This window comes from Pseudomonas sp. QD4, from assembly GCF_049199125.1.
GTDB lineage: Bacteria > Pseudomonadota > Gammaproteobacteria > Pseudomonadales > Pseudomonadaceae > Aquipseudomonas.
The window spans coordinates 24,602-50,756 of record NZ_JBLZOM010000001.1 but is presented as its reverse complement, the minus strand read 5'-3'; the positions used below and the strand labels follow the sequence as shown (position 1 = coordinate 50,756).

The window sequence follows — 26,155 nt, the reverse complement described above, 5'->3', positions numbered from 1 at the left end:
CACCCTCGGGAGCCCGTGATGAGCCATACCCCGCAAAAGATCATGCCTTCACGCCTGGCTTGCCGTTATCCCGAGGTGCAACAGGCATTGGACGCCGGCCTCCCCGGCAGAAATCGGCAGGTGGCCACTCGAATCGTGTTGTGGGCAGCCAGCGAAGCCGGCCTCAACCGGGCGGAGATGGTCATCGCGCTGGAGAAAAAAGACCCCGCGCTGTTCGACGCACTCTGCGCGGAAATGGAGGAGCAGCAATTCAGGCTGTTTGAGCAGGGAGACGAAAGGCACCTGGTTTTTTTCAACAAGGCACGGGTCTATAGCGCAAGCGCCTGGTTGGCCCGTGACGTCCCCCATGAAGCGATCTATGAGTCCATATTTGCGACAGACAGCGCATTGCTGATGGCTGATTTTTTCTGAACCCTGAACGCGCTGCCCCATGATCCACGGGGCCATACCCACAGCTCCCGCCTCATGAGGCTCCACCATAAAGTGCGATGACGTTTATTGCCCACAGGACTATGCTAAGGCGCCATCCGCCCGGCTGGCCTGACTTGCAAGGAATGCGTCATGGAGTTCGTGGTTCATAGCTATTGCCTGAAAGGCGCGCGCCAGGAGCCTTTACTGCCCCCCGTCACCCTGAAACCGACTTCATTGACCTTGACGGTCGCCGAGCTCATTCGCCTGACCGTGGCCCAACAGATCGCTGCGCTGTCGGTCCAGCACTGGCTGCAACACCTGTCGGCGCGCGAAGCGCTCGACCGCCAATACCTCAGCGAGCGGGACGTTCTTCAGCAGGCCCGTCAAGGCGCGGTGGCCATGCCTCAGGCCAGCGCGCCTCCGGACCTGGATGTCGGGGTTGAGGTCGAACGAGCCTTGAAGGGGTTCGAAACCCGCGCGTTCCGCGTTCTGCACAACGGCGTCATGCTGCAAAGCCTCGATGAGTCCATCGAACTGAGTCCCCCTTCCACCCTCGCGTTTATCCGCCTGGTACCGCTGATTGGCGGTTGACCCTCGTCGCTCACTTCTTCGGATTACCTCATGCCATCACGTCGTCCTCTGCCTGAACAAGCCACACGCCTCGCTGCGCTGCGAGCCTTCTGTGATAGAGCGCTGGATGCCTATCGCGAGCCCGGAACCGATGAAGAGTCCGAGATCGATTTCTGGGAAGACCTCGACCTCCTGCGCATAGCCGATGACTGGGTCAGGCAGCATCCCGAAGATGGGCCCAAGGCACTGGCTGATGGTTTTGTGTTCCCGACCGTTTGGGACGATCTGCAGGACCACCGCGATCAACGGCGCTATGGCCTGCAATATCAACTCTGCGATGCGTGGATCACTGCTCACCCGGATGCCTACGCGCTGGAACAGATCTGTTCGCGACTGCGGCACATGCTGCAATTTGCCTTCGAGGACAGTGACTATCCATTGCCCACTGAAGAGGATGGCCCAGCCTATTACCGAAGAAGTCCCGACCAGGCCTGGGCCTTCCCGGACGTTCAAGCCTGCATCAATCGCCTGAGCAATTACCCGTCCACCCCGGCCTGGCAGAGTTTCGCCGAATGGTTGTTGGACGGCAGCTGGAACCGCGCACAGCCCTCTTCAGCACCTGATGGTGAACAACGCAGAGTCGCCGACCCGTATCACTACCTGCATCGGGATATCAAGTGCATCGCTCTGGGCCTGCTGGCAGCGGGCCGCCTCGATTACCCCCGTTTCGTGCGGGCGGCCGATACCTGGGGCCGCGCCATGATGTTCTACTCAGACGTCGCCGGACTGGGCAGCGATGAAGCGTTCGACGAAGACGATGCAGACGACGAGGCCGCGCAAGAGCAAGACCTCGATGACGAGTCGCCCCAGAGCGATGCGCCCGACACAGAAGAACCCGCCGCAGTGCCTCCTGAACTGGCGAACTTCACCGCGCGTTATGCCGAGAGCGCCCTGGCCGGGCTGCCCGACAATGCCGAGCGGCTGGCTGACATCCTGGGTTCGGTCGAGGTGTATCAGAGCCGCTGGTTGCTGCAGGCCCTGGCGGTCGTCGAACGACTGGGCATGACTCCCGATGGCTTCTTCGACCGCTTCGGCGATACGGCCGCCGTGCTCGAACGCTTCCTATTGCTTCAGGAATTGCCCAGGGAGCAATCGGCCGAGCTGCTCGCGGCGCTGAGGGGCTTTTCAAAAAATACCCTGCTGACCGCCCTGCCCTACGCCGGACACGCCAGCCGAGTGGTGCTCGACGCGCTCGGCTGGAGCGACCTGCAGGCCTTCCAGCGTGAATACCTGAACATTGCCCTGGCCCCTCAGTCCGGCTGGGGCAGCGACCTGCCCAATACCCTGGATGAAACCGTGGGTGTGGTAGACCGCTACCTGCTGGACAAGGCGCTGGCCGAGGCCGACCCGGACCACCTGCGTCAGTACCTCGCGGCACTCAAACCCTCGCACTGGGCGTTTCCCGAGACGCGCGTGCTGCTTGACGCCTATCAGGGCATCGGTCGACCGGCGCTGGAAAAGAAGCTGACCCGCCACGCCCAGGCGGCCATGCGCATCTATGGCCTACTGCCCGTCACCGATGCGGACGACGTACGCCAGCGCTATCTGACACTGAAAAAACTGCACAAGGAGGTGCGTAAATACGGCGCCGAGCGACAGGCCAACTCCCACGCCGCCGTGCAGGCCGGGCTTGAAAACCTGGCGCGGGTCGCCGGTTACCCCTCGGCGATGCGCCTGGAATGGGCCATGGAATCGGAGATCGCCGAATCCGCCCTGACAGCCGCCACCATCGATGGCTACGAGGTCACGCTGGTGATCGACGGCTTGTCCCCCACCTTGCACATCTGCAAAGCCGGAAAGACGCTCAAAACCGCACCGCCAGCCATTCGCAAAAGCGCAGATTTCGTCGCCCTCAAGGCACAGCAGGCCCTGCTCAAGGACCAGATCGCACGCTTCTGCCGCACCCTGGAAGCCATGATGAGCAGCGGCGAAACCCTGGCCCTGGACGAGCTGAAACCGCTGTTGAACATGCCCGCGGTGCGCCTGCTGCTGGAGCAACTGATCGTGCAGGTCGACGACGCTGCGCTGGGCTGGCTCGACACCGCCACGCTGACGGTGACTGACCTTGAAGGCCGCCAGCACACCGCGGCAAAAACCCTGCGGATTGCTCACCCTTTTCATCTGTTTACGGCAGGGCAACTCTCGGCCTGGCAGAAAGACGTGGTGAGCCATCGCCGCGTGCAACCGTTCAAACAGGCCTTTCGCGAGCTGTACCTGCTGACACCTGCCGAGAAAGACAGCGGCCTGTGGTCCAACCGATTTGCCGGCCACCGCCTGAAAAGCAACGTCGCGGCGCGATTGCTGCAGGCCCGCAACTGGTCGACCTCAAGCGTCGAGGACATCTACTACGAGAGCAAAGAACACGGGATTTACGCCCTGTTCAACTTTCTGGAAACCGGCCATTACCTCTCGGAAACAGAGCACGTTATCTTCGACACGATTGCGTTCTACCGCGAGCAGAAAGCCATCCCCCTTGAGCACGTACCGCCGCTGCTGTTCTCGGAAGTCATGCGTGACGCCGACCTGCTGGTCTCCGTGGCCCACGCCGCAGACGGCTACAGCACCAGCAACGAAACCCTGCAGCGACGCGCCGAACTGGTCGCCGAGTTGATCCAGGGACTGGGCTTGCGAAACGTTGAATGTGCCGGGCATTTTCTGCACATTACCGGCCAGCGTGCGAACTACCGCATTCATCTGGGCAGTGCCGTCATCCATATCGAACCCGGCAACTACCTGTGCATCGTGGCCGCGAGCCGCAACGTCACCGAGTTCTACCTGCCGTTCGCCGACACCGACAAGATAATGGCCGAGGTGCTGAGCAAGATGTTTCTGTTGCTGGACGACATGAACATCACCGACAGCCTGATACTGGAGCAGATACAGCAAGGCGGCTGACGGGGCTTGATGCAGGACTTGAAGCACTGGATCTCATATCGTTGCTTATTGCTGCTGTAGCCCTGCCGTTTTTGCCAATCCCCGTGGCCATTTCTGTGTCATTTGGCGTGACGCAATGACTTGGGGGTGCACCCGTAATACTTTTCGAAGGCGCTACTGAAGCTCGAAAGGTGTTGAAACCCGACCTTGTACGCCACCGTGGACACGTACATGCCTGACTCCAGAAGCTCCCTGGCTTTCGCCATGCGGATATCCGTCAGCATGCGGTAAGGGCTGGTGCCAAACACCTTGCGAAACCCCTGCTTGAGCTTGAATTCATTGGTGCTCAGCGCAGCGCACAAATACCCCACGGTTAATTGGCGGTCGAACTGGCTGATCAGGATATCCCGCGCTCTCAGCATCAAGTCCTGGTCCTTTGAGCGGACCCTGTCCTCTACGGACGTTGGCGCGGGCGCCAGCGGTCGGATCTGCTCCGACAACAGCCCGAGCGCGGCAATGTGGATATCGAGCAGCCCTCCAGCCTGGTCGTGCAGATGGACCAATGAATTGGCCAGCCTTTGTGTGGCCGCACCGTGCCTGCCGCAAAATAAACGGTTGGCCGACAGCGCCTTGACGCCGCCCTCGAGCAAGTATTCCAACCCGTACCGCTGCAGCAGCGGCGCCTTGGCCACCAGGCGCAACTGGCGGATCGCCTGTTTGGCCGGATAACACCGCTCTCCGCGCAAGTTGCCGTAGGTGGCGACGGTGCTGTGGCCGCCGGTGAAATCGTAACGCTGCCCGTCCATACCGGTGCTGCTCGACTGTCCCGACAACGCGATCGCTACCGTCAGGGCACGCTCCCCTTCAAACGACCCGCTCTCCACCAGGTCAACGTTCGGGTTGAACTGGGAGTAGGTCACTGCCAGGCCATCCTCGAATGTCAGAGAGTCAGTGAAGCAGGTGCCCAGGCTTTCGGGTAACTGGGATCGCTGCCAAGGCGTTTGCCCCAGGCGAGAAGGCGCAGCCCTGTCCGTGGAGGAAAATCGGTAGCTCATGCTCATCATTCCTTGTGTTGCGCTGCCCCAATGCCGGGATATCTGCGAAATGCCAAACAGATAATCCGGACTGCCTAAACCTGTAAACAGATCCATTCGCATTGGGATTCTATAGTGGCCCGACCTTAATTAGCGCCTCTTTCGGCCCTGGCCACCCCATGACTGATCTCCCTGACACGGTGCATGGCACTGTTTTCATAGCGCTGCCCTTGTTTGCTGCCGGCAACCTGCCGGCGCTGGGCGCGGAGCACCTCGCTCAACCGACGCCCATTGAGCGTGCCCATGAAGTCGCGCCACGCCACGTGTTGAGCGCCGATCAGCCCTGTGTGCCCGCCTTGCGCCTCTGGCGCCCCATCAATTTCCAGCCTTTACCGACAGCACCTCCATACGCCCGACCCAGGAGCGTTCAAATGAATACCGCAGGAGTCCATTCATGACGGAACACACACTCAAAGCACGGGAGGTCAAACTCCTCGGTTACCACTCGCGGGAACTCAAGGCCGAGCATTTCGCGGTGGTCGAAACGGCGGTTGCAGAACCCGGCCCCGGGCAGGTGCTGGTGCGCAATCGCTGGTTTCGGGTCTCTATCTCGACCCGTTTGATGGCCGAAGCGGGTGCCGAAGAGGTCAAAGGCATTCCCTTCCCCCCGCTCAAACCTGGCGACACCCTCGCCGATGGCGCCATTGGCGAGGTGATCCGGGTCGGTGCCGGGGTCAGCCTGAGTGTCGGCAGCCTCGTCATGCATCCCCTGGGGTGGCGCGACTACGCGGTGCTGCCGGTCGAGCAATGCACGCTCATCGATGCCTCGGTCGTTGATCCTGCCGCCTGGCTCGGGCATGGCTGGACGGCCTACGCCGCGTTGGTAAAGGCCGTGCAAGTTCGTCCGGGCGATACAGTCTTCGTCACCAGCGGCGCCGGCGCCATTGGCGCCATGGCCGGACAAATCGCCCGGCTACTGGGTGCTACACGGGTCATCGGCACCACCAGCAACCAAGAGAAGGCCCGGTGGATGCAGGCCGAACTGGGCTATGACGCCGTGGTCACGCGCGAAGGCGAGCCGATCCGCGAGCAACTGGCCCGCATGGCGCCAGAGGGTATCGACGTTATTGTCGACATGGTGGGCGGCGAACAACTGGCGGCCGCCCTGGAGATTGTCCGGCACGGTGCACGTTGTGTACTGCTCGGAGCAGTGTCGGCGGAACTGAACCCCCACAGCGCAACCCTGAAGGCACCGGTCGAACTGGACACCTTCCCCCTGATTCTCAGGGGGGTGACGCTACGCGGTTTCAGTGCCGACGAAGAAGCACCAGAAATGTTCGACGCCTGGATACGACAACTGGCGCTGTGGCAGCGCGACGGCGGTATTCGTACCCCCCACACCTTGGTCAAAGGCCTGCACCAAGCACCGCTGGCATTGCAGGAGGCTTGTGCGGGCCACCTCAAGAGCCTGGTCCTGGTGGAGCTTGAAGGGTGATGGGGGCTTCAACCGTTTCGCCTCACGTCAATACCAGCGCCGCGCAATCATGGCTGCTGTGGGCCGGTTTTATCCTGGTGTCGCTGAACCTGCGATTGATCTTCACAACCGTCGGCCCATTGCTGGAGAACCTGCAACTGGGCTTTACCTCCACCTTGCTGGTGACGACCCTGCCCCTGGCACTGCTGGGCCTGTTCTCCATGGCCGGCGTAAGGTTGCGGCACTGGTTGGGCGAGGAGCGTGCGCTGTTTTTCGCGCGGCACGGGCCGGGCAGCGGTCATGGCGGCCCGGGCGTCAATGTGTGTCGCGACCCCACGGCTTGGGCAATCACCCTGTTCTGCGGACTGCAGGTGCTGAACCTGTACGTGTTCCTGCCGTGAATGCCCACCCTGCTCAGGGACCGTGGACCCCCTGATGGTCGGGGCGCTCGATCAACACAATGGAGACTGAAACCTTCCGGCTGGGTGCAGCTGAGCAGGTCAGATACGGGCCGCAACCCGCCCTGAATCAACATATAAACGAAAGCCCGCCCATCAAAGCTGGAGCCGAGTGTTTTCAGACGGGGCGGCAAAAATCAAAGAAAGACTTTTCTCTGGACGAAAAAAATGGACCTCTTTTCAGAGGTCCATTTTTTAATGCTTGGAGCGGGAAACGAGACTCGAACTCGCGACCCCGACCTTGGCAAGGTCGTGCTCTACCAACTGAGCTATTCCCGCGTCTTGGTGGTGCGCATTTTATAGAAATCAGAAGCGGCGTCAAGCCCTTGATTCAAAAAAGTTTTATTTCTTTTCCGCATTGGTCTTCAGGTGCGGCCACGCGGCGCGCAGGTATTGCAGCATCGACCACAAGGTCAGGCCTGCGGCGATCAACAGCAGCGCATAGCCGACCAGGACCCAGAAGCTGAAGTCCGACGGGTTGGCCAGCAGGATCACCAGCGCCAGCATCTGCGCGGCGGTTTTCCATTTCCCCATGTTGGACACGGCAACGTGGGCACGGGCGCCGAGTTCGGCCATCCATTCGCGCAATGCCGAGACAACGATTTCACGACCGATGATCACCGCCGCCGGCAACGTCAGCCACAGGTTGCCGTGTTCCTGCACCAGCAGCACCAAGGCCACCGCCACCATCAGCTTGTCGGCCACCGGATCGAGGAAGGCACCGAACGGCGTGCTTTGCTCCAGGCGGCGCGCCAGGTAGCCGTCCAGCCAGTCGGTTGCAGCGGCGAAGGCAAACACCGAACTGGCCGCCATATAGCTCCAGCTGTAGGGCAGGTAAAACAGCAGAATGAAAATCGGGATAAGCAGGACGCGTAGAACGGTGATCAGATTAGGGATATTCATCGGCACAACTGGCTACGAGGTGAGGTGGCATTCTACTCGCTATGCAGGCTTGCATAAATCGACTCTGCGAGCTTTTTACTGATCCCCGGTGCTTTGGCGATCTCTTCGATGCTTGCACGAGACAGCTCCTGCAATCCACCAAAATGTTTGAGAAGCTCCCGCCGCCGCTTCGGCCCCACGCCCGCCACCCCTTCCAGGGTCGAGGTGCGTCGGGTCTTGCCACGTCGGGCACGGTGCCCGGTGATCGCGAAACGGTGAGCCTCATCGCGAATCTGCTGGATCAGGTGCAGCGCCGGAGAGTCGCCTTTGAGGGTGAACTCGTGGGCCGCGTCATTCAAGTACAGGGTTTCGAAACCGGCCTTGCGTGTAGCGCCCTTGGCCACGCCGAGCAGGATCAGGTCCGGCACCGCCAGCTCGTTGAGCACATCACGGGCCATGGATAGCTGGCCCTTGCCGCCGTCCACCAGCAGGATGTCCGGTAACTTGCCCTCGCCGTCCTTGAGCTTGCTGAAGCGTCGGGTCAGGGCCTGATGCATCGCCGCGTAGTCATCGCCAGCGGTCACGCCTTCGATGTTGTAGCGCCGATAGTCGGACTTGATCGGCCCCTCGGGACCGAACACCACGCAGGACGCCACCGTGGCCTCACCGCTGGAGTGGCTGATGTCATAGCATTCCAGGCGCTGCGGTGGCTCGTCGAGGTTGAGCACTTCGGCCAGGGCATCGAACCGGGCCGCCACGTGCTGCCGGTTGGCCAGGCGCGCACTCAAGGCCTGTTCGGCATTGGTCACGGCCAATTGTTGCCAGCGGGCCCGGGTACCACGCACCCGGTGGCTGATGCTCAGTTCACGCCCACGCTGTTCGTCGATGGCGGCAATCAGGGTCGGAAAGTCTTCGTGGACCACGTTGACGATCAACTCGGCCGGCAAGTCGCGTTCAGGGCTGCTGATAAAGTATTGGCCGAGAAACGCCAGCATGACCTCGGCCACCTCCTCCTCGATACCGACCTGGGGAAAGAAGTTCTTGCTGCCCAGCACTCGCCCACCGCGCACGCTGATCAGGTGCACACAGGCACCGCCCGGGTTAACGAAAGCCGCCACCACATCCACATCACCAGTGCCACCTTCCATGCTCTGCTGGTCCTGGACCCGGCGCAGCAGGGAGATCTGGTCTCGCAGTTCAGCGGCCTTTTCGAAGTCCAGGGTGCTGGCGGCAGCTTCCATGGCGCTGGAAAGCTCGTCGGTCAGGGCATTGCTGCGCCCCTCCAGGAACATCACCGAATGCCGTACGTCTTCGGCATACACCGGCGCTTCCACCAGGCCGACGCAAGGCGCCTTGCAGCGCTTGATCTGGTACTGCAGGCAGGGCCGAGTGCGGTTCTTGTAGTAGCTGTCTTCGCACTGGCGGACCATAAAGGTCTTCTGCAGCAGGCTCAGGCTCTCGCGAATGGCGCCGGCACTGGGGTAAGGACCAAAGTACTTGCCCTTCTGCTTCTTGGCCCCACGATGGATGCTGAAGCGCGGAAAGTCGCCATCGGACAAAAACACATAGGGATAGGACTTATCGTCGCGCAGCAGGATGTTGTAGGGCGGCCGCCATTCCTTGATCAGCGTCTGCTCGAGCAGCAGGGCCTCGGTTTCATTGGCGGTGATGGTGGTTTCGATCTGCGCGATGCGCCCCACCAGGGCAGCGGTCTTGGGCGCCAGGCCGGTCTTGCGAAAGTAGCTGGCCAGGCGGTTTTTCAGGTTCTTGGCTTTACCGACGTAGAGCAGGCGCGCTTCGCTGTCGAACATGCGATACACGCCGGGACGGCCACTGCAGGTAGATAGAAAAGCACTGGGATCAAACTGGTCAGTCATTATCAGGCGCTGGCATCGACCATGCCGTGGCGAACCGCGAGCAACGTCAACTCGACATCACTGCTGATCGAGAGCTTCTCGAAAATACGGTAACGGTAGGTGTTCACGGTTTTCGGCGACAGGCACAGCTTGTCGGAGATGATCTGCACTTTCTGGCAGCCGACAATCATCAGCGCGATCTGTATCTCACGCTCGGACAAGGCGTCGAACGGCGAATCACTGGAAGGCTGGAATGACTTGAACACCAGTTGCTGGGCGATCTGCGGGCTGATGTAGCGCTGGCCGGCAAACACCAGGCGGATCGCCTGGACCATTTCGTTGAGGCCAGCGCCCTTGGTCAGGTACCCGGCCGCACCGGCTTGCAACAAGCGGGTCGGGAACGGGTCTTCTTCACAGACCGTGACGGCCACGACTTTGATGTCAGGATGGCTGCGCAGCAATTTGCGCGTCGCTTCAAGACCACCGATACCGGGCATCTTGACGTCCATCAGGACTACATCGGGTTTCAGCTCCCGAGCCTTGAGCAGGGATTCCTCTCCCGACTCGGCCTGTCCGACTACTTGCAGGCCATCGATGTCAGCCAGCATTCGTGTAATGCCTGTACGAACGAGATCATGGTCATCGACTACTAGCACCCTAATCAAGCAGACACCTCGCGAAATGGTCTTATAGGTTGCCGGACACCTTAGCAAAAAAGCAGCGCCCAGACCTAATGGCAGCGCGACATAAAGAGCATCTATTCACAATAATCAGCGATTACCGAGTTATCCCTGAGTAAATGCTTGGTTCTCAGGTTTCGCGCACCCCCACCTTTCTGCGCGACACGCTGGAGGCAGAGAGCTCTGCGAGGGTCATGGTCAGGCGCCGGATAGCATCCTGATCCTCCTTGAACAACGCTCTGTAGCTGTCCAGCACCTTCTCCTCGGTCTGGCTCAGATGACCGACATGGACCGGAATGCGGCTGCCGGTCAACACATACAGCACATCCACCCCCTGGGCGGCGACCCGTGACAGATAATCCGCCTTGGGCGCACGGTCACCGCTCTCGTACTTGCCTTGCGCGTTGGCTTCAACGCCACCTATTTCACCAAAAACTTTCTGCGACATGCCCAGGCGCTCTCGCTCCCGTCGTAACCGCGAACCGATTCCACTCATTTGGATGTATGATCCCATTTTATACACCCCTAGGGGTGTTACACTCTTCACGCATTGAACAAATTTGAACGGTTTTGAACTATGCCCGGTATCCGCACTGCCGCACAAGCCAAGGCCTGGCTAGAACACCAAGGTAAATCCGTACAACAGTTCGCACGTGAACACGGTGTCGATCCAGCGACCACCTATCAGGTGCTGGCCGGACGCAAGAAAGGTCGGCGCGGAGAAGCGCATAAAGTCGCGGTGCTGCTGGGCATGAAGGACGGAATCATTCTGGCGGACGAAATACCCGCTCAACTCCCCACCGTCGAACCGTGACAGCCAATCGGAAGCAGCCCCGCCTACCCAGGTGCGACACAGTGCCGCTCCATCCGTAGAAAACACTCGTCTTCGCCCACCACCTCAAGCCCCATCCGCCGATAGAGCCCCTGGGCCGGGTTGTCCTTGAACACGGTCAAGCGCAACAGGCCGCGCCGTTCATGGCGTGCCTTCGCCAGCATCTGTTCGACTGTCCAGGCGCCGGCGCCCTGCCCTCGGCGACTGGCCTGCACGTGCAGTTCGCGAATATAGAGCGCCTTGAGATCACGGCTCAGGCTGACAAAACCCAAGCGCTCGGCACCACGGCAGATCAGCCAGTTCTCCCGTCCGGCCCAGGCGACGTCGAACGCCTGATCCAACCACAGCAGGTCGTGGCGAATGTGATAGCCAAGCATTGTTTCGCGGGTGAGGTCGCGGGCGAACGCCAGGTCCGCCGCGCTGGCCGGGCGCAGTTCGAATTCGCTCAAGAGCACACGACGCCCACGACCCGCCCGCTCCAGACCTGGTCCGTGCGCCGGGCGATCACCAACTGTTCGCCGACACCGCGTGCTGCGGCAAGATCGGCCGCCCGCTCAGGCTCATAACCCGTCAATGACAACTCGGGGAACACCAGCAATTGCACGCCCTGCTCGGCGGCCGCGGCCATAAAGTCGAGGTGCCGGGCGATATTGCCAGGCAGGTCGCCTGCCACGGAAATCGATTGGGCAGCAGCAATGGTCAGTGTCGGCATGAATGATCCTGAAGGGCGGCAACGCTCGCGAGCGGCGAGTGTGTCATAAAACTTCCGGTGGCTTAATCCATAGATCCCGGCCTCAATCGCCATAGAAATTAGTGATTGAATCGCAACCCCCGCCTCAAGTAAGCTCGCCCCACTTCACGGAGAAACAGCATGTTGCCCCTCACCCCGTCCACGCATCGTCACACTGCCAGCGCCTCGCGCTCGGTGGCGGCTGCTCGGGTGAACAACGTCTGTGCTCCGGCAAGCTTTTATTTTGGGTATTGGTTTAGCCACTGGCGCGCCTGATACCCAAACGGCGCCCACTTCACGGGTCGCCCACCAGAGAACTTCTCACCCCCGGTCGGCTTCCCGACCGGGGGTTTTGTTTTTTTAGGGCTGCACATTTTTAGCAACACACCGAACTTACTGAGGATTGACCCATGAACTACGCCACTTATTACCGTTACCCATCCTTCGCCTGGCGATTTAGCAACCTCCGTTCGGGACAGCCTGCCGCCTCCGATCGGTCACCGACTGGTGGCAACCCAACATCAATCGCCAATCCGGCCAATTGTCGAACACCCCAGTAGGGCCGCGCGCGGGAACCGTCCCGCCGCCTGCCCAGGAAGCCTTGAACATGAACTCGTCCGTCTCTGCCCTGCCGCTGTCCACCCTGTCTTCTGCCAACGAAGCCCTGACCCAGCGCCTGCCCAGCTCGCTTGCCCTCAAGCAGCAACTGCCCCTCAGCGCTGCCTTGCAACAGCAAGTCGCCACCCATCGCCAAGCGGTGCGCAACATTCTCAACGGTGAAGACTCCCGTTTGCTGGTAGTCGTCGGGCCCTGCTCGATCCATGACCCACAGTCCGCTATTGAATACGCCACCCATCTGGCCCGTCTGGCGGCCGAAGTCAGCGACGACCTGCTGCTGGTGATGCGTGCCTACGTCGAAAAACCCCGAACCACGGTCGGCTGGAAAGGCCTGGCCTACGACCCGCACCTGGACGGCAGCGACGACATGGCCGGCGGCCTGACCCTGTCCCGCGAGCTGATGCAGCAGATGCTCGAGCTGGGCCTGCCGATTGCCACCGAACTGTTGCAACCGATGGCTGCCGGCTACTTCGATGATCTGCTGAGCTGGGTGGCGATTGGCGCACGCACCACCGAATCCCAGATCCACCGCGAGATGGCCAGCGGCCTGGCAATGCCGGTGGGCTTCAAGAATGGCACCGACGGCGGGGTCGGCATCGCCTGCGACGCCATGCGTTCAGCGGCGCACCCCCATCGCCATTTCGGTGTCGACAGCCAGGGCCACCCGGCCATCATCCAGACCCCAGGCAACCCGGACACCCACCTGGTGCTGCGCGGCGGCCACCGCGGGCCGAACTACGACCGTGCGCATGTGGCCCAGGTGCAGCACGAGCTGCAGAAGTTGAAGATCCCGGCGCGGATCATGGTCGATTGCAGCCACGCCAATAGCGGTAAAGACCCGCTGCGCCAACCGGCGGTGTTCAACGATGTGCTGCAACAGCGCCTGCACGGCGACCGCTCGCTGGTCGGGGTGATGCTGGAGAGCCACCTGTTCGAAGGCTGCCAGCCCCTGAGCCCCTCGATGCGCTACGGCGTATCGGTGACCGACGGCTGCCTGGGCTGGGACGCCACCGAAGACTTGCTGCGCAACGCCGCGCAACAATTGCGGGCGTTGCCGGCGTCCGCCTGACAGCCCGCGCGGCGGCGACAGCACCGTAGCTGCTGCCGCCAGGCTGCGCTGGCCCTTACAGACAACCCAATACTCTCGGGTTAACGCGGCGCCTGTCCCGGACAGCGTCCGAACGCGGCCCGAGCCTATCGGCAGTGGCTACAGGTCGCGTCTTCGTTGCCGGAACGATTGGCTACAAGGGTTGGCCAGCGGTCGCGACGGTAACGAGTTGAAGGAACTTTGACGAGAAATAGCCACCTGAATCCGGTAGGCTCTCCACTTTCTTGAAAGGAGCAACTCCCCATGGCCAAAGCCACTGCCCGTCACATCCTCGTTGCCGACGAAGCCAAGTGCAACGCACTGAAATCCGAAATCGAAGCCGGCGCAGACTTCGCCGAAGTCGCGAAAAAGAACTCCACCTGCCCATCCAGCCGTGATGGCGGCAACCTGGGCTCGTTCGGCCCTGGCCAGATGGTCAAGGAATTCGACACCGTGGTGTTCAGCGCCCCGATCAATGTCGTGCAAGGCCCGGTGAAAACCCAGTTCGGTTACCACCTGCTGGAAGTGACCAGCCGCCAGGACTGATCCTGTCGCGATTTGTGTCCATGACGGCCCGCCTTTTGGTGGGCCGTTGTGTTTGGGAGATGGCTTGCGGCTGGCAAGCGAGGCGCCGCTAGCGTACAAATCATGCTCTTCGATCACCCGGCTCGTAAGGCTGACAATGCGACTGTTTTTCCCCACCGTGATGTTCACCGCCCTGACGCTGATGCTGGGCGCCGCAGGTGCCAGTGCCGCACCGCAACACGCCCTGACCGTCTACGGCGAACCGGCCAAGTACCCCGAAGGCTTCAGCCACTTCGCCTACGCCAATCCGCAAGCCCCCAAGGGTGGCAGCATGCGCCGCTCGGCGCTGGAAATCGGCCGTTTCGACCATGTCCTGCCTTATATAGACAAAGGCATTGGCGTGTCCCAGCTCGACGGGATGGTCTATTCGCCCTTGGCCCAGCGCTCGCTGGATGAGCCCTACACCGTATATGGCCTGGTGGCCGAGAAGATGGAGCGCGCCGAAGATGGCTTGTGGCTGCGTTTCTACCTCAACCCCAAGGCGCGCTTCGCCGACAACACGCCGATCACCGCCGAAGACGTGCGCTACAGCTACGACCTGCTGATGACCCAGGGCAGCCTGCGCTATCGCACCCAGTTCGAGGATGTCAAAAACGTCGAAGTGGAATCGCCGCGAGTGATCCGTTTCGACTTCAAGAGCAATGAAAACCGCACCCTGCCCCTGGATATCGCGACCCTGCCGGTGTTCCCCGAACACTGGTGGAAGAGTCGCGACTTCGCCAACGGCGGTGGCTATGACGCGCCCCTGGGCAGCGGTCCGTATCGGGTCGACAAGGTCGACTCCGGGCGCAGCATCACCTTCGTCCGCAACCCTGCCTGGTGGGGCAAGGACCTGCCGGTGAGCCGCGGCCTGTACAATTTCGACCGCTTCAGCGTCGAATACTTCGGCGACATCGACGTCGCGCGCCAGGTCCTGCGCGGCGGCGCCTACGACTACAACCGCGAATTCTCTGCCACCGGCTATTCCGTCGGCTACGAAAGCCCGCCCCTGAGCGACGGCCGCCTGCAAAAGGCCCACCTCGCAAAATCGGCGCCACAAATAGCCCAGGGCTATGTGTTCAACCTGGATAAACCGATGTTCCAGGACCGCCGCGTACGCCAGGCCCTGGCCATGCTCTGGGACTACGAATGGAGCAACCGGCAGATGATGCGCAACATGTACATCCGCCAGCAGAGTTTCTTCTCCAACACCGCGCTCGCTGCCCGCAGCCTGCCGGACGCCGAAGAACTGAAAATCCTCGAGCCACTGCGCGGTCAGATCCCCGATGAAGTCTTTACCCAGGTCTTCGAGGCGCCCAGGACCGATGGCAGCGGAGTGATCCGCGACAAGCAGCTGCAAGCCCTGGCCCTGCTCGAACAGGCGGGGTGGAAGGCCGAAGGCGACACCCTGGTCAACGCCGACGGCGAGCCCCTGAGCTTCACTTTCCTCATCACCCAGAACTCCATCGAACGCCTGCTGCTGCCCTACAAACGCAACCTGGCGCAGATCGGCATTACCTTGAACATCCGCCGCATCGACCCTTCGCAATACGTCAACCGCCTGATGGCCCGCGACTACGACATGATCGTCACCGGCTACCCAGTGACCACGTCGCCGGGCATGGAGCTGTTCAACTATTTCGGCTCCGCAGCGGCCAAGGACGCCGGCTCCAACAACTACATGGTGCTCAAGAATCCGGCCGTCGACACTCTGGTCAATGGCCTGGTGAAAGCCACCAGCCAGCCGGAGATGCTGCGCTACGCCCATGCCCTGGACCGGGTGCTGCAGTGGAACTACTACTGGATCCCCAACTACTACCCGCCAGGAACCTCCACCGTGTGGTGGAACCGCTTCGGCATCCCGGCAGTGCCCGCCAGCAATGACGAAGCCATCGAAAGCTGGTGGGAAGTCAGCAGCACCGCACTGACCAATGAACAGATGGCCGCCGAGCTGATCCGCCGTGGCAAATCCGGAGGGCGACACTGATGCTGGGCTACATTCTGCGGCGCCTGCTGCTGATCATTCCGACCCTGCTGATCATCCTCCTGGTGAATTTCGTCATCATCCAGGCCGCGCCGGGCGGCCCGGTGGAACAGGCCATTGCGCGCATGCAGGGGATTGGCGGCGGTGGCAGCGTCGGCGGTTCCGGCGAGATGAGCAGCGGCAGCTCCCGGGCCAGCCGCGGCCTCGACCCGAAACTGATCCAGGACATCGAGAAGCAATACGGCTTCGACAAACCGGCCCACGAACGCCTGTGGCTGATGCTCAAGAACTACGCGCACCTGGATTTCGGCAAGAGCTTCTTCCGTGGCGCCACGGTCACTGACCTGATCCTGGAAAAAATGCCGGTGACCATCTCCCTCGGCCTCTGGGCGACCCTGATCACCTACCTGGTGTCGATCCCCCTGGGGATTCGCAAGGCGGTGCACCACGGCAGCCATTTCGACATCTGGAGCAGCACCGCGATCATCATCGGCTATGCGATGCCGGCGTTCCTGTTCGCCATGTTCCTGATCGTGCTGTTCGCCGGCGGCACCTCGCTGAACTGGTTCCCGGTGCGTGGCCTGGTCTCGGACAACTTCGAACAGCTGAGCACCCTGGGCAAGGTCGCCGACTACTTCTGGCACCTGGTGCTGCCGGTGACGTCCCTGGTGATCGGCGGTTTCGCCACCCTGACCATCCTCACCAAGAACTCATTCCTCAACGAAATCACCCGCCAGTACGTGGTCACCGCCCGGGCCAAGGGCCTGAGCGAACGCCGGGTGCTGTACGGTCATGTGTTCCGCAACGCCATGCTGCTGGTGGTCTCGGGCATTCCCCAGGCCTTTATCAGCGTGTTCTTCGCCGGCTCGTTGCTGATCGAGGTGATCTTCTCCCTCGATGGCCTGGGACGCATGAGCTACGAGGCGGCGGTGTCCCGTGATTACCCGGTGGTGTTCGGCTCGCTGTTTATCTTCACCCTCTTCGGCCTGCTGATAAAACTCATCGGCGACCTGTGCTACACCCTGGTCGACCCGCGTATCGACTTCGCCGCGAGGAACGCCTGATGCTCACGCTTTCTCCTTTGGCGCGCCGGCGCTTCGACCGTTTCAAGAAAAACCGCCGTGGCTGGTGGTCGCTGTGGCTGTTTATCGGCCTGTTTATCCTGACCCTGGGCGGCGAGCTGATCGCCAATGACAAGCCGCTGGTGGTCAGCTACCAGGGCTCGTTGTACTTCCCCGCGTTCAAGCGCTACACCGAGCAGGAATTCGGCGGCCAGTTGCCGTTCCAGGCCGACTACCGCAGTGACTACGTGCAGCAACTGATCCGCAAGGATGGCGGCTGGATGCTGTTCCCGCCGATCCCGTTCAGTGAAGACACGCCCAACTACGACCTGACCCAGCCGGCCCCGAGCCCGCCAAGCAAGGTCAACTGGCTGGGCACCGACGACCAGTCTCGCGATGTGCTGGCGCGGGTGATTTATGGCGCGCGGGTGTCGATCCTGTTCGCCCTGGCCCTGACCGCCATCAGCGCCCTGATCGGTATCGCCGCCGGCGCCCTGCAAGGCTATTACGGCGGCTGGGTCGACCTCTTGGGCCAGCGTTTGCTGGAGGTCTGGTCGGGGCTGCCGGTGCTGTACCTGCTGATCATCCTCTCGGGGTTCGTCGAGCCCAATTTCTGGTGGCTGCTGGGGATCATGGCGCTGTTCTCCTGGCTGGCCCTGGTCGACGTGGTGCGCGCCGAGTTCCTGCGCGGGCGCAACCTGGAGTACGTCAAGGCCGCGCGGGCCCTGGGCCTGACCGATCGCAAGGTGATCGTGCGGCACATCCTGCCCAACGCCATGAACGCCACCTTGAGCTACCTGCCCTTTATTCTGACCGGCGCCATTTCCACTCTCACCGCCCTGGACTTCCTCGGCTTCGGCATGCCCGCCGGCAGCGCGTCCCTGGGCGAGCTGATCGGCCAGGGCAAGCAGAACCTGCAAGCGCCATGGCTGGGGCTGACGGCGTTTTTCACCCTGGCGCTGATTCTGTCGCTGCTGGTGTTTATCGGCGAGGCGTTGCGCGATGCCTTTGATCCACGATCTTGATCCCCGATCTTGATCCACGATCGTGATCCACGTTTATGAAGCGGACTGTAGCAATGACTGACAACCTGATCGAAATCCGCCACCTGAATGTCGCCTTCGGCGAGCAGACGGTGGTCCGCGACCTGAGCCTGGACATCCGCCCCGGTGAGTGCCTGGCCCTGGTGGGCGAGTCCGGCTCGGGCAAGTCGGTGACCGCACACTCGATCCTGCAACTGCTGCCACAGACTGGTTGCAGCAGCTCCGGCAGCGTGCGTTATCGGGGCCAGGAGCTGCTGGGCGCCGAGCCCGCCACCCTGCAAAAGCTGCGAGGCAATCGCATTGCGATGATCTTCCAGGAGCCCATGACCTCCCTCAACCCGCTGCACAGCATCGAGAAACAGATCGGCGAAACCCTGCTGCTGCACAAGGGCCTGGGAGGCAAACAGGCCCAGGCGCGAATCCTCGAACTGCTGGAGCTGGTGGGCATTCAAAAACCCCAGGAACGGCTCAAGGCCTACCCGCACCAGCTTTCCGGCGGCCAGCGCCAGCGGGTGATGATCGCCATGGCCCTGGCCTGCGAGCCGGAACTGTTGATCGCCGACGAACCCACCACCGCCCTCGATGTGACGGTGCAGCGCAAGATCCTGCTGCTGCTCAAATCCCTGCAACAGCGCCTGGGCATGTCCCTGCTGCTGATCAGCCACGACCTCAACCTGGTGCGACGCATCGCCCAGCGGGTGTGCGTGATGAAGGCCGGGGAAATCGTCGAACAGGCCGACTGCGAAACCCTGTTCAGCACGCCGACTCATCCTTACAGCTGCGAGTTGCTCAACGCCGAACCTGAGGGCGAAGCGCTGTGCCTCGATGCTCGGGAAACGGTGCTGGAGGTGGACAACCTGAGGGTCGACTTCCAGATCGGTGGCGGCCTGCTGCGCCGCAAGCACTACCTGCGGGCAGTGGATGGCATCAGCCTTAGCGTGCAGCAAGGCAAGACCCTGGGGATTGTCGGCGAGTCGGGCTCGGGCAAATCGACCCTGGGCCAGGCGATTTTGCGGCTGCTGGACTCCCAGGGTGGCATTCGCTTCCAGGGCCAGGGGCTGGATGGCCTGACCCAGAAACAACTGCGGCCGTGGCGCAAGCAGATGCAGGTGGTGTTCCAGGACCCCTTCGGCAGCCTGAGCCCACGGATGTCGGTGGCGCAGATCATCAGCGAAGGGCTGGAGGTGCACAGCCAGTCGACCGCCAGGCAATGCGAAGCGCAGGTGATCCAGGTGCTGCAGGAGGTCGGCCTGGACCCCGCCAGCCGCCATCGCTACCCCCACGAGTTTTCCGGCGGCCAGCGCCAGCGCATTGCCATCGCCCGCGCCCTGGTATTGAAACCGGCGCTGATCCTGCTCGACGAACCGACCTCGGCCCTGGACCGCACGGTGCAAAAGCAAGTGGTGGCGCTGCTGCGCCACTTGCAGGAAAAACACGGCCTGACCTACCTCTTTATCAGCCACGACCTGGCCGTGGTCCGCGCCCTGGCCCACGACATGATCGTGATCAAGGACGGCAGAGTCGTCGAACAAGGCCCCAGCCACGAGGTGTTCGAAGCTCCCCAGCACCCGTACACCCAGGAACTGCTGGCTGCTGCGCAGCCCGGATAATTGCCCCACAACTACAAGAGGGTTGCTGCAGCCGCTACCGAGGCACGAGGCAGCGACTACAGGGTTTGAATCATCGGGCATAATCCCGGGCGCACATTTTCTGGATGCCAGCATGAACGACAGCGAAAACCTCAAGGATTACCAGCGGGTGCGCCAATTGGCGATCCGTTCGCTGTTCGAGATCATCGAGCAGTCCAGCGAGGGCACGGTGATTGTCGACCGCGACGCCAATATCGTGTGGATGAACGAGCGTTATGCCCGGCGTTTTGGCCTGGAATCAGCCGCCTTCGCCATCGGCAAGGCCTGCGAAAGCGTGATCCCCGGCAGCCTGTTGCGGGAGGTGGTGCGCACCGGGCGCCCGATCCTGCTGGACATGCAAGACACCCCCAAGGAGCCGCTGGTGGTGATGCGCCTGCCGATCCACGACGCCGCCGGCAGCGTGATCGGCGCCATCGGCTTTGCCCTGTTCGATGAGCTACGCAGCCTGTCGCCCATGCTCAAGCGCTACCTGAGCATGCAGGAAGAGCTGGCCTCGACCCGCTCCCTGCTGCGCTCGCGGCAGACCAAGTACAACTTCGCCCACTTCATCGGCACCAGCGCCGCCAGCCTTGAGGTCAAGCGCCGCGCCCGGCGCAGCGCCAGCGCCGACTCCCCGGTGTTGCTGCTGGGTGAAACCGGCACCGGCAAAGAACTGCTGGCCCAGGCCATCCACGCTGCCTCGCCGCGAGCGCACAAGGCCTTTGTCAGCATCAACAGCGCCGCCATCCCCGAAGCCCTGCTGGAAGCGGAGTTCTTCGGCACCGCCCCCGGGGCCTTCACCGGCGCCGACCGCAAGGGCCGCTCCGGCAAATTGCAGATCGCCCAGGGCGGCACCCTGTTCCTCGATGAAATCGGCGACATGCCCCTGCCCCTGCAAAGCAAGCTGCTGCGGGTGTTGCAGGAAAAGGAATTCGAACCGGTGGGCTCCAATGAGGTGATCCAGAGTGATGTGCGGATCATCGCCGCCACCTCCACCGACCTCGAGGCCGCCATCAAGCGTGGCGAATTTCGCGCCGACCTCTATTACCGGCTCAATGTGCTGCCGATCCAGGTGCCCGCCCTGCGCGAGCGCCTGGACGATCTGCCGGCCCTGAGCGAAGGCATTCTCGAAGAACTGCGCAGCCAGCATGAACTGGACCGCGAGGCGCTAGCCCTGCTGGGTCAGCATGGCTGGCCGGGCAATATTCGCGAGTTGCGCAATGTGCTGGAACGGGCGGCGCTGCTGAGCGACAAACTGATGCTCAATGCCGGGGATATTCGGGCGGCCATTGGCAACTTCAGCCCGCTGCCACGGGATGCCGTCCCGCAGATGATCGAGGCGCAACCCCAGGAAACCTTTGCCGCCGCCCGGGAACGCTTTGATCGGCAACTGATCAGCAGCACCCTCGTGCAATGCGCCGGCAAGGTGGATGAAGCGGCCCGGCGCCTGGGGTTGGGACGCTCGACCTTGTACAAAAAGATGGCAGCGCTGGGAATTGCCGAGTCCCAATAACGAGACAATAGTCCCGATAAAGAGACAACCGCCCTTGTGGCGAGGGAGCTTGCTCCCGCTGGGTCGCTCCGCGGCCCCAAACCCCGCCATCGCGGTCTTTCTGATGCCCCGCTGGTCTGGGGAGTGCTGCGCACTGGAGCGCCAGCCCGGTCCAGCGGGAGCAAGCTCCCTCGCCACACTGTCTCTAACCAGAGACCAGCTCAGGCTTCATCGCCGAAAATTATAAAAATATCCTTATGTTTCAACATGTTATGTAAATGGCACAGTTCTCGCTATATGCCTCTCCACACGCAACACCCCACAAAAATAACAACTCTGGAGAGACACACCATGAGTGTGATCATTGCCCTGGCAGCCCTGGCGCTGCTGATGCTGGCTGCCTACCGTGGCTACAGCGTCATCCTGTTTGCCCCGATTGCCGCCCTCGGTGCGGTGCTGCTGACCGACCCGTCCGCCGTGGCGCCCGCCTTTACCGGGGTGTTCATGGAGAAGATGGTCGGCTTTATCAAACTCTACTTCCCGGTGTTTCTGCTGGGCGCGGTGTTCGGCAAGCTGATCGAGCTGTCGGGCTTTTCCCGCTCCATCGTCGCCGCCGCCATCCGCCTCCTGGGCACCCGCCAGGCCATGCTGGTGATCGTGCTGGTGTGCGCCCTGCTGACCTACGGCGGCGTTTCGCTGTTTGTGGTGGTGTTTGCGGTCTACCCGTTCGCCGCCGAGATGTTCCGCCAGAGCAACATCCCCAAGCGCCTGATCCCGGCCACCATCGCCCTGGGCGCGTTTTCCTTCACCATGGACGCCCTGCCCGGCACGCCGCAGATCCAGAACATCATCCCCAGCACCTTCTTCAACACCACCGCCTGGGCCGCGCCGTGGCTGGGGGTGATCGGCACCATCTTCGTGTTCTGCGCCGGCATGCTGTTCCTCCAGCGCCAGCGCAACAAGGCGCAGAAAGCCGGTGAAGGCTACGGCACCGAGCTGCGCAACGAGCCGGAAACCGCCGAAGACATCCAACTGCCCAACCCCTGGATCGCCCTCTCGCCGCTGTTGATGGTGGGCATCATGAACCTGCTGTTCACCCACTGGATCCCGCTGTGGTACGGCAAGACCCACAGCCTGGCGCTGCCGGGCATGACCGCGCCGGTGACCACCGAAATCGCCAAACTCACGGCAATCTGGGCGGTGCAGGCCGCCTTGTTGATCGGCATCCTGATGGTGCTGGCGTTCGGTTTTTCGGCGATTCGCAGCAAACTGGCCGAAGGCAGCAAAAGCGCAGTCAGCGGCGCGCTGCTGGCGGCCATGAACACCGCTTCGGAATACGGTTTTGGCGCAGTGATCGCCTCTCTGCCGGGCTTCCTGGTGCTGGCGGACTGGCTGAAAAGCATCCCCAACCCCCTGGTCAACGAAGCCATCACCGTGACCCTGCTGGCCGGCATCACCGGTTCGGCCTCGGGTGGCATGAGCATCGCTCTGGCGGCCATGTCCGAGAGCTTTATCAGCGCGGCCCACGCCGCCAACATCCCGCTGGAAGTGCTGCACCGGGTGGCCGCCATGGCCAGCGGCGGTATGGACACCCTGCCCCACAACGGCGCAGTGATCACCCTGCTGGCGGTGACCGGGCTGACCCACCGCGAAGCCTACAAAGACATTTTCTGCATTACGCTGATCAAGACGCTGGCGGTGTTTGTCGTGATCGCCACTTTCTACGCCACAGGCATTGTGTGAGGTATTGATGACCACTCTTTCCGGCAAGACCGCCCTTGTGACCGGCTCCACCAGCGGCATCGGCCTGGGGATTGCCCTGGGCCTGGCCAAGGCCGGGGCCAACCTAATCCTCAACGGCTTCGGCGATGCGTCGAAGGTAATCGCCGAAGTGGCGCAGTTCGGCACCCGGGTCGGGCACCACCCGGCGGACGTCAGCGACCCGGCGCAGATCGCCGAAATGTTCGCCTACGCCGAGCGTGAGTTCGGCGGCGTCGACATCCTGGTCAACAACGCCGGGATCCAGCACGTGGCGGCGGTGGAAGAATTCCCGGTGGAGCGCTGGGACTCGATCATCGCCATCAACCTGTCGTCGGTGTTCCACAGCACGCGCCTGGGGTTGCCGGGGATGCGCGCCAAGGGCTGGGGGCGAATCATTAACATTGCCTCGGTGCACGGCCAGGTGGGTTCGGTGGGCAAGGCCGCCTATGTCGCGGCCAAGCACGGGGTGATCGGCCTGACCAAGGTGGTGGGCCTGGAGACCGCCACCAGCAACGTCACCTGCAACGCCATCTGCCCCGGCTGGGTGCTGACGCCACTGGTGCAAAAACAGATCGACGACCGCGCGGCCAGCGGCGTCGATCCGCAACAGGCGCAGCATGACCTGCTGGCAGAAAAACAGCCGTCCCTGGAGTTCGTGACCCCGGCTCACCTGGGTGAGTTGGTGCTATTTTTATGCAGCGAAGCCGGCAGCCAGGTACGCGGCGCGGCGTGGAACATCGATGGCGGGTGGCTGGCGCAGTAACGCTGCCTGCGCTCCCTCTTTCTGTGGCGAGGGAGCTTGCTCCCGTTCGGCCGCGCAGCGGTCGCACACCAGACGACCGCGTTTTGTCGTTGCGTCTCGGTTGCCTGGTTTCAGGGCCGCTTCGCGCCCCAGCGGGAGCAAGCTCCCTCGCCACGAACGCGATACGGCACCACCCCCTATAAGAAGAAACAGAGGCCTTGCATGTCCGACATTCTCTGGCAACCCAGCGCCGAGCGCATCGGCAAGACGCGCATCGACGCCTTTCGCCGCTTTATCAATCAACGCCATGACCTGGCCCTCGACGATTACCCGTCCCTGCACCAGTGGAGCATCGACCAGCGCCAGGACTTCTGGCAGGCGATTGTCGACTTCTTCGAGGTGCGCTTTGAGCACCCACCCGAGTGCGTACTGCGCGAAGGCCCGCAGATGCCCAGCGCCGAATGGTTTCCCGGGGCCACGCTGAACTTTGCCGAACACCTGCTCAAGCGCCGGGATAACGGGGTCGCCGTGGTGGCGATCAATGAGAACGGGCAACGCGAACAACTGACCTACGCCGAGCTGGCGGCCCATGTCGCCGGCCTGCAACAGAGCCTGCGCGCGGCCGGCGTGGGCGTGGGCGACCGGGTGGCGGCGTGCATGCCCAACACTTGGCAGACCCTGGTCGGCATGCTGGCCACCACCAGCCTCGGGGCGATCTGGTCCTGCTCTTCGCCGGACTTCGGCACCCAGGGGGTGATCGACCGCTTTGGCCAGATCGAACCCAAGGTGCTGATCACCTGCGCCGGTTACCGCTACGCCGGCAAGGACATCGACCAGAGCGCCAAACTCAACGAAATCCTCGAACGCCTGCCGTCCCTGCAACAGCTGATCATCGTGCCCTACGCGCGCCCCGAAGCCCGGGTCGAAGACTTCCAGACCCCGGCCAAGGTCGCGCTGTGGGACACCTTCTACCGCCCCGGCGGCACGCCTGAATTCGTCGCCGTGCCTTTCGCCCACCCGCTGTACATCCTCTATTCCAGCGGCACCACCGGCGTGCCCAAGTGCATCGTCCACAGCACCGGCGGCGTGCTCCTGCAACACGCCAAGGAGCACGGCCTGAACACCGACCTCGGCCCCGGCGACGTGCTGTTCTACTACACCACCTGCGGCTGGATGATGTGGAACTGGCTGGTCTCGGCCCTGGCGGTGGGCGCAAGCCTGGTGCTGTATGACGGCTCGCCGTTCCACCCCGGCCCCGAGCACCTGCTGGACCTGGTCGACCAGGAAGCCATCAGTGTTTTCGGTACCAGCCCCAAATACCTCGCAGCCCTGGAAAAGGCCGGCCTGCAACCGCGCCTCAGCCATGACCTGGGCAGCCTCAAGACCCTGCTCTGCACCGGCTCGCCGCTGTCGCCGCAAAGCTACGACTACGTGTACCGCGAACTGAAACAGGAGCTGTGCCTGGCCTCGATGTCGGGCGGCACCGATATCGTTTCCTGCTTTGTCATCGGCAACCCGTTGCAGCCGGTGCGCCGTGGCGAGATGCAAGGCAAGAGCCTGGGCATGGCCATCGAAGTGTGGAATGACCAGGGCCGGCCGGTGATCGGCGAAAAGGGCGAGCTGGTCTGCACCCGCCACTTCCCGGCCATGCCCATCGGCCTGTGGAACGACCCGCAGCAGGAAAAACTGCGGGCCTCGTATTTCAGTCAGTTCCCCGGGGTCTGGGCCCAGGGCGACTACGCTGAGCAACTGGCCCACGGCAGCTGGCTGATTCATGGCCGCTCGGACGCGGTGCTCAACCCCGGTGGCGTGCGCATCGGCACGGCGGAGATCTACCGCCAAGTGGAAAAAGTGCAGCAGGTCAGCGAAAGCCTGGCCATCGGCCAACAGTGGGACGGCGACGTGCGCGTGGTGCTGTTTGTGCGTCTGCAAGACGGCGCGCAGCTCGATGCAGCGCTGCAAGAGCAGATCCGCCAGGTGATCCGCGCCAACACCACCCCGCGCCATGTACCGGCGAAGATCCTCCAGGTCAGCGACATCCCGCGCACCATCAGCGGCAAGATCGTCGAGTTGGCCGTGCGCAACGTGGTGCACGGCATGCCGGTGAAAAACACCGATGCCCTGGCCAACCCCGAGGCCCTGGAGCAGTTTCGCGACCGCGCGGAACTGGCCACCTGACCCCTGGCGCCCATCGATAACCGCCGGGCCAGAGAGGTGTATCACCTCCTGGCCCGAGCCGCCTGAACCCGCACAAAAAACGCTTTCTGCCGGTGTCGTCATCCCGCGCAACCTGTCTAGACTGGTCATCCGAGGC

General features: G+C 62.4%; 22 protein-coding genes, 1 tRNA gene and 1 pseudogene. 16 read left to right on the top strand and 8 right to left on the bottom strand.

Annotation, left to right across the window (positions count from 1 at the left end; all coding sequences use genetic code 11):
* Positions 1 to 18 precede the first annotated feature (18 nt).
* The 3 genes from ACOZJV_RS00260 (at position 19) to ACOZJV_RS00250 (ending at position 3,936) form a co-directional block, all read left to right on the top strand.
* Entirely contained in the window at positions 19 to 411 is a 393-nt protein-coding gene (locus ACOZJV_RS00260) for a hypothetical protein (RefSeq protein WP_421546444.1), read from the top strand.
* A gap of 150 nt (positions 412 to 561) precedes the next feature.
* Entirely contained in the window at positions 562 to 1,002 is a 441-nt protein-coding gene (locus ACOZJV_RS00255) for a hypothetical protein (protein WP_421546443.1), read from the top strand.
* A 30-nt stretch (positions 1,003 to 1,032) separates the two neighbouring features.
* Positions 1,033 to 3,936 (top strand): DUF4132 domain-containing protein, encoded by a 2,904-nt coding sequence (locus tag ACOZJV_RS00250; RefSeq protein WP_421546442.1) that lies wholly within the window; start codon positions 1,033 to 1,035, stop codon positions 3,934 to 3,936.
* A 98-nt stretch (positions 3,937 to 4,034) separates the two neighbouring features.
* On the opposite strand, the gene ACOZJV_RS00245 is transcribed toward ACOZJV_RS00250, so the two are convergent.
* Positions 4,035 to 5,066 carry a helix-turn-helix transcriptional regulator gene (locus tag ACOZJV_RS00245; RefSeq protein ID WP_421546441.1) on the bottom strand — a complete coding sequence of 344 codons (1,032 nt, stop codon included), beginning with the start codon at positions 5,064 to 5,066 and terminating at the stop codon, positions 4,035 to 4,037.
* A gap of 337 nt (positions 5,067 to 5,403) precedes the next feature.
* Between ACOZJV_RS00245 and ACOZJV_RS00240 the strand changes: the two genes are divergently transcribed.
* Together ACOZJV_RS00240 and ACOZJV_RS00235 are read left to right on the top strand one after the other, a co-directional pair.
* Positions 5,404 to 6,444 carry an MDR family NADP-dependent oxidoreductase gene (locus ACOZJV_RS00240; protein WP_421546440.1) on the top strand — a complete coding sequence of 347 codons (1,041 nt, stop codon included), beginning with the start codon at positions 5,404 to 5,406 and terminating at the stop codon, positions 6,442 to 6,444.
* Complete coding sequence (locus tag ACOZJV_RS00235) at positions 6,444 to 6,824, top strand: hypothetical protein (protein WP_421546439.1); 381 nt, start codon at positions 6,444 to 6,446, stop codon at positions 6,822 to 6,824. Before ACOZJV_RS00240 ends, ACOZJV_RS00235 begins: the two co-directional genes overlap by 1 nt.
* A 260-nt stretch (positions 6,825 to 7,084) precedes the next feature.
* Here ACOZJV_RS00235 and ACOZJV_RS00230 read toward each other — a convergent pair.
* The 5 genes from ACOZJV_RS00230 to ACOZJV_RS00210 all read right to left on the bottom strand — a co-directional run bounded on the left by ACOZJV_RS00230 (position 7,085) and on the right by ACOZJV_RS00210 (position 10,795).
* A tRNA-Gly gene (locus ACOZJV_RS00230) sits at positions 7,085 to 7,160 on the bottom strand.
* 63 nt (positions 7,161 to 7,223) lie between these two features.
* Complete coding sequence (gene pgsA / locus ACOZJV_RS00225; protein WP_020295155.1) at positions 7,224 to 7,784, bottom strand: CDP-diacylglycerol--glycerol-3-phosphate 3-phosphatidyltransferase; 561 nt, start codon at positions 7,782 to 7,784, stop codon at positions 7,224 to 7,226.
* A gap of 32 nt (positions 7,785 to 7,816) precedes the next feature.
* Positions 7,817 to 9,640 (bottom strand): excinuclease ABC subunit UvrC, encoded by a 1,824-nt coding sequence (gene uvrC, locus ACOZJV_RS00220; RefSeq protein ID WP_020295156.1) that lies wholly within the window; start codon positions 9,638 to 9,640, stop codon positions 7,817 to 7,819.
* Positions 9,641 to 9,642: 2 nt separating this feature from the next.
* Positions 9,643 to 10,284: a response regulator transcription factor GacA gene (gene uvrY, locus ACOZJV_RS00215; protein WP_020295157.1), complete on the bottom strand. Its 642-nt coding sequence runs from the start codon at positions 10,282 to 10,284 to the stop codon at positions 9,643 to 9,645.
* 145 nt (positions 10,285 to 10,429) lie between these two features.
* Positions 10,430 to 10,795 (bottom strand): helix-turn-helix domain-containing protein, encoded by a 366-nt coding sequence (locus ACOZJV_RS00210; protein WP_078469138.1) that lies wholly within the window; start codon positions 10,793 to 10,795, stop codon positions 10,430 to 10,432.
* An 81-nt stretch (positions 10,796 to 10,876) separates the two neighbouring features.
* On the opposite strand from ACOZJV_RS00210, the gene ACOZJV_RS00205 reads away from it, so the two are divergent.
* A complete protein-coding gene (locus ACOZJV_RS00205) occupies positions 10,877 to 11,113 on the top strand; it encodes a DNA-binding protein (protein WP_078468827.1) in 237 nt (78 codons plus the stop codon).
* 23 nt (positions 11,114 to 11,136) lie between these two features.
* On the opposite strand, the gene ACOZJV_RS00200 is transcribed toward ACOZJV_RS00205, so the two are convergent.
* Positions 11,137 to 11,580: a GNAT family N-acetyltransferase gene (locus ACOZJV_RS00200; protein WP_421546438.1), complete on the bottom strand. Its 444-nt coding sequence runs from the start codon at positions 11,578 to 11,580 to the stop codon at positions 11,137 to 11,139.
* An 80-nt stretch (positions 11,581 to 11,660) separates the two neighbouring features.
* A pseudogene (locus ACOZJV_RS00195) lies at positions 11,661 to 11,843 on the bottom strand (nitrilase-related carbon-nitrogen hydrolase); the annotation flags it as partial.
* A gap of 625 nt (positions 11,844 to 12,468) precedes the next feature.
* Here ACOZJV_RS00195 and ACOZJV_RS00190 point away from each other — a divergent pair.
* The 10 genes from ACOZJV_RS00190 (at position 12,469) to ACOZJV_RS00145 (ending at position 26,019) form a co-directional block, all read left to right on the top strand.
* Complete coding sequence (locus ACOZJV_RS00190) at positions 12,469 to 13,548, top strand: 3-deoxy-7-phosphoheptulonate synthase (RefSeq protein WP_421546437.1); 1,080 nt, start codon at positions 12,469 to 12,471, stop codon at positions 13,546 to 13,548.
* 282 nt (positions 13,549 to 13,830) lie between these two features.
* Positions 13,831 to 14,112, top strand: coding sequence for a peptidylprolyl isomerase (locus tag ACOZJV_RS00185; protein WP_020295163.1), 282 nt, complete (start codon positions 13,831 to 13,833; stop codon positions 14,110 to 14,112).
* A gap of 136 nt (positions 14,113 to 14,248) precedes the next feature.
* Entirely contained in the window at positions 14,249 to 16,117 is a 1,869-nt protein-coding gene (locus ACOZJV_RS00180; RefSeq protein WP_421546436.1) for an extracellular solute-binding protein, read from the top strand.
* Complete coding sequence (locus ACOZJV_RS00175; protein ID WP_421546435.1) at positions 16,117 to 17,178, top strand: microcin C ABC transporter permease YejB; 1,062 nt, start codon at positions 16,117 to 16,119, stop codon at positions 17,176 to 17,178. The genes ACOZJV_RS00180 and ACOZJV_RS00175 overlap by 1 nt, the downstream gene beginning before the upstream one ends.
* On the top strand, positions 17,178 to 18,200 hold the full coding sequence (locus ACOZJV_RS00170) for an ABC transporter permease (RefSeq protein WP_078468821.1): 1,023 nt from the start codon (positions 17,178 to 17,180) through the stop codon (positions 18,198 to 18,200). The genes ACOZJV_RS00175 and ACOZJV_RS00170 overlap by 1 nt, the downstream gene beginning before the upstream one ends.
* A 53-nt stretch (positions 18,201 to 18,253) precedes the next feature.
* A complete protein-coding gene (locus ACOZJV_RS00165) occupies positions 18,254 to 19,828 on the top strand; it encodes an ABC transporter ATP-binding protein (RefSeq protein ID WP_421546434.1) in 1,575 nt (524 codons plus the stop codon).
* Positions 19,829 to 19,940: 112 nt separating this feature from the next.
* Positions 19,941 to 21,359, top strand: coding sequence for a sigma-54 interaction domain-containing protein (locus ACOZJV_RS00160; RefSeq protein WP_421546433.1), 1,419 nt, complete (start codon positions 19,941 to 19,943; stop codon positions 21,357 to 21,359).
* Positions 21,360 to 21,689: 330 nt separating this feature from the next.
* Positions 21,690 to 23,081 carry a GntP family permease gene (locus ACOZJV_RS00155; protein WP_020295169.1) on the top strand — a complete coding sequence of 464 codons (1,392 nt, stop codon included), beginning with the start codon at positions 21,690 to 21,692 and terminating at the stop codon, positions 23,079 to 23,081.
* A 7-nt stretch (positions 23,082 to 23,088) separates the two neighbouring features.
* Positions 23,089 to 23,862 carry a 3-hydroxybutyrate dehydrogenase gene (gene hbdH / locus ACOZJV_RS00150; protein ID WP_078468817.1) on the top strand — a complete coding sequence of 258 codons (774 nt, stop codon included), beginning with the start codon at positions 23,089 to 23,091 and terminating at the stop codon, positions 23,860 to 23,862.
* Positions 23,863 to 24,063: 201 nt separating this feature from the next.
* A complete protein-coding gene (locus ACOZJV_RS00145; RefSeq protein WP_421546432.1) occupies positions 24,064 to 26,019 on the top strand; it encodes an acetoacetate--CoA ligase in 1,956 nt (651 codons plus the stop codon).
* Positions 26,020 to 26,155: the final 136 nt, after the last annotated feature.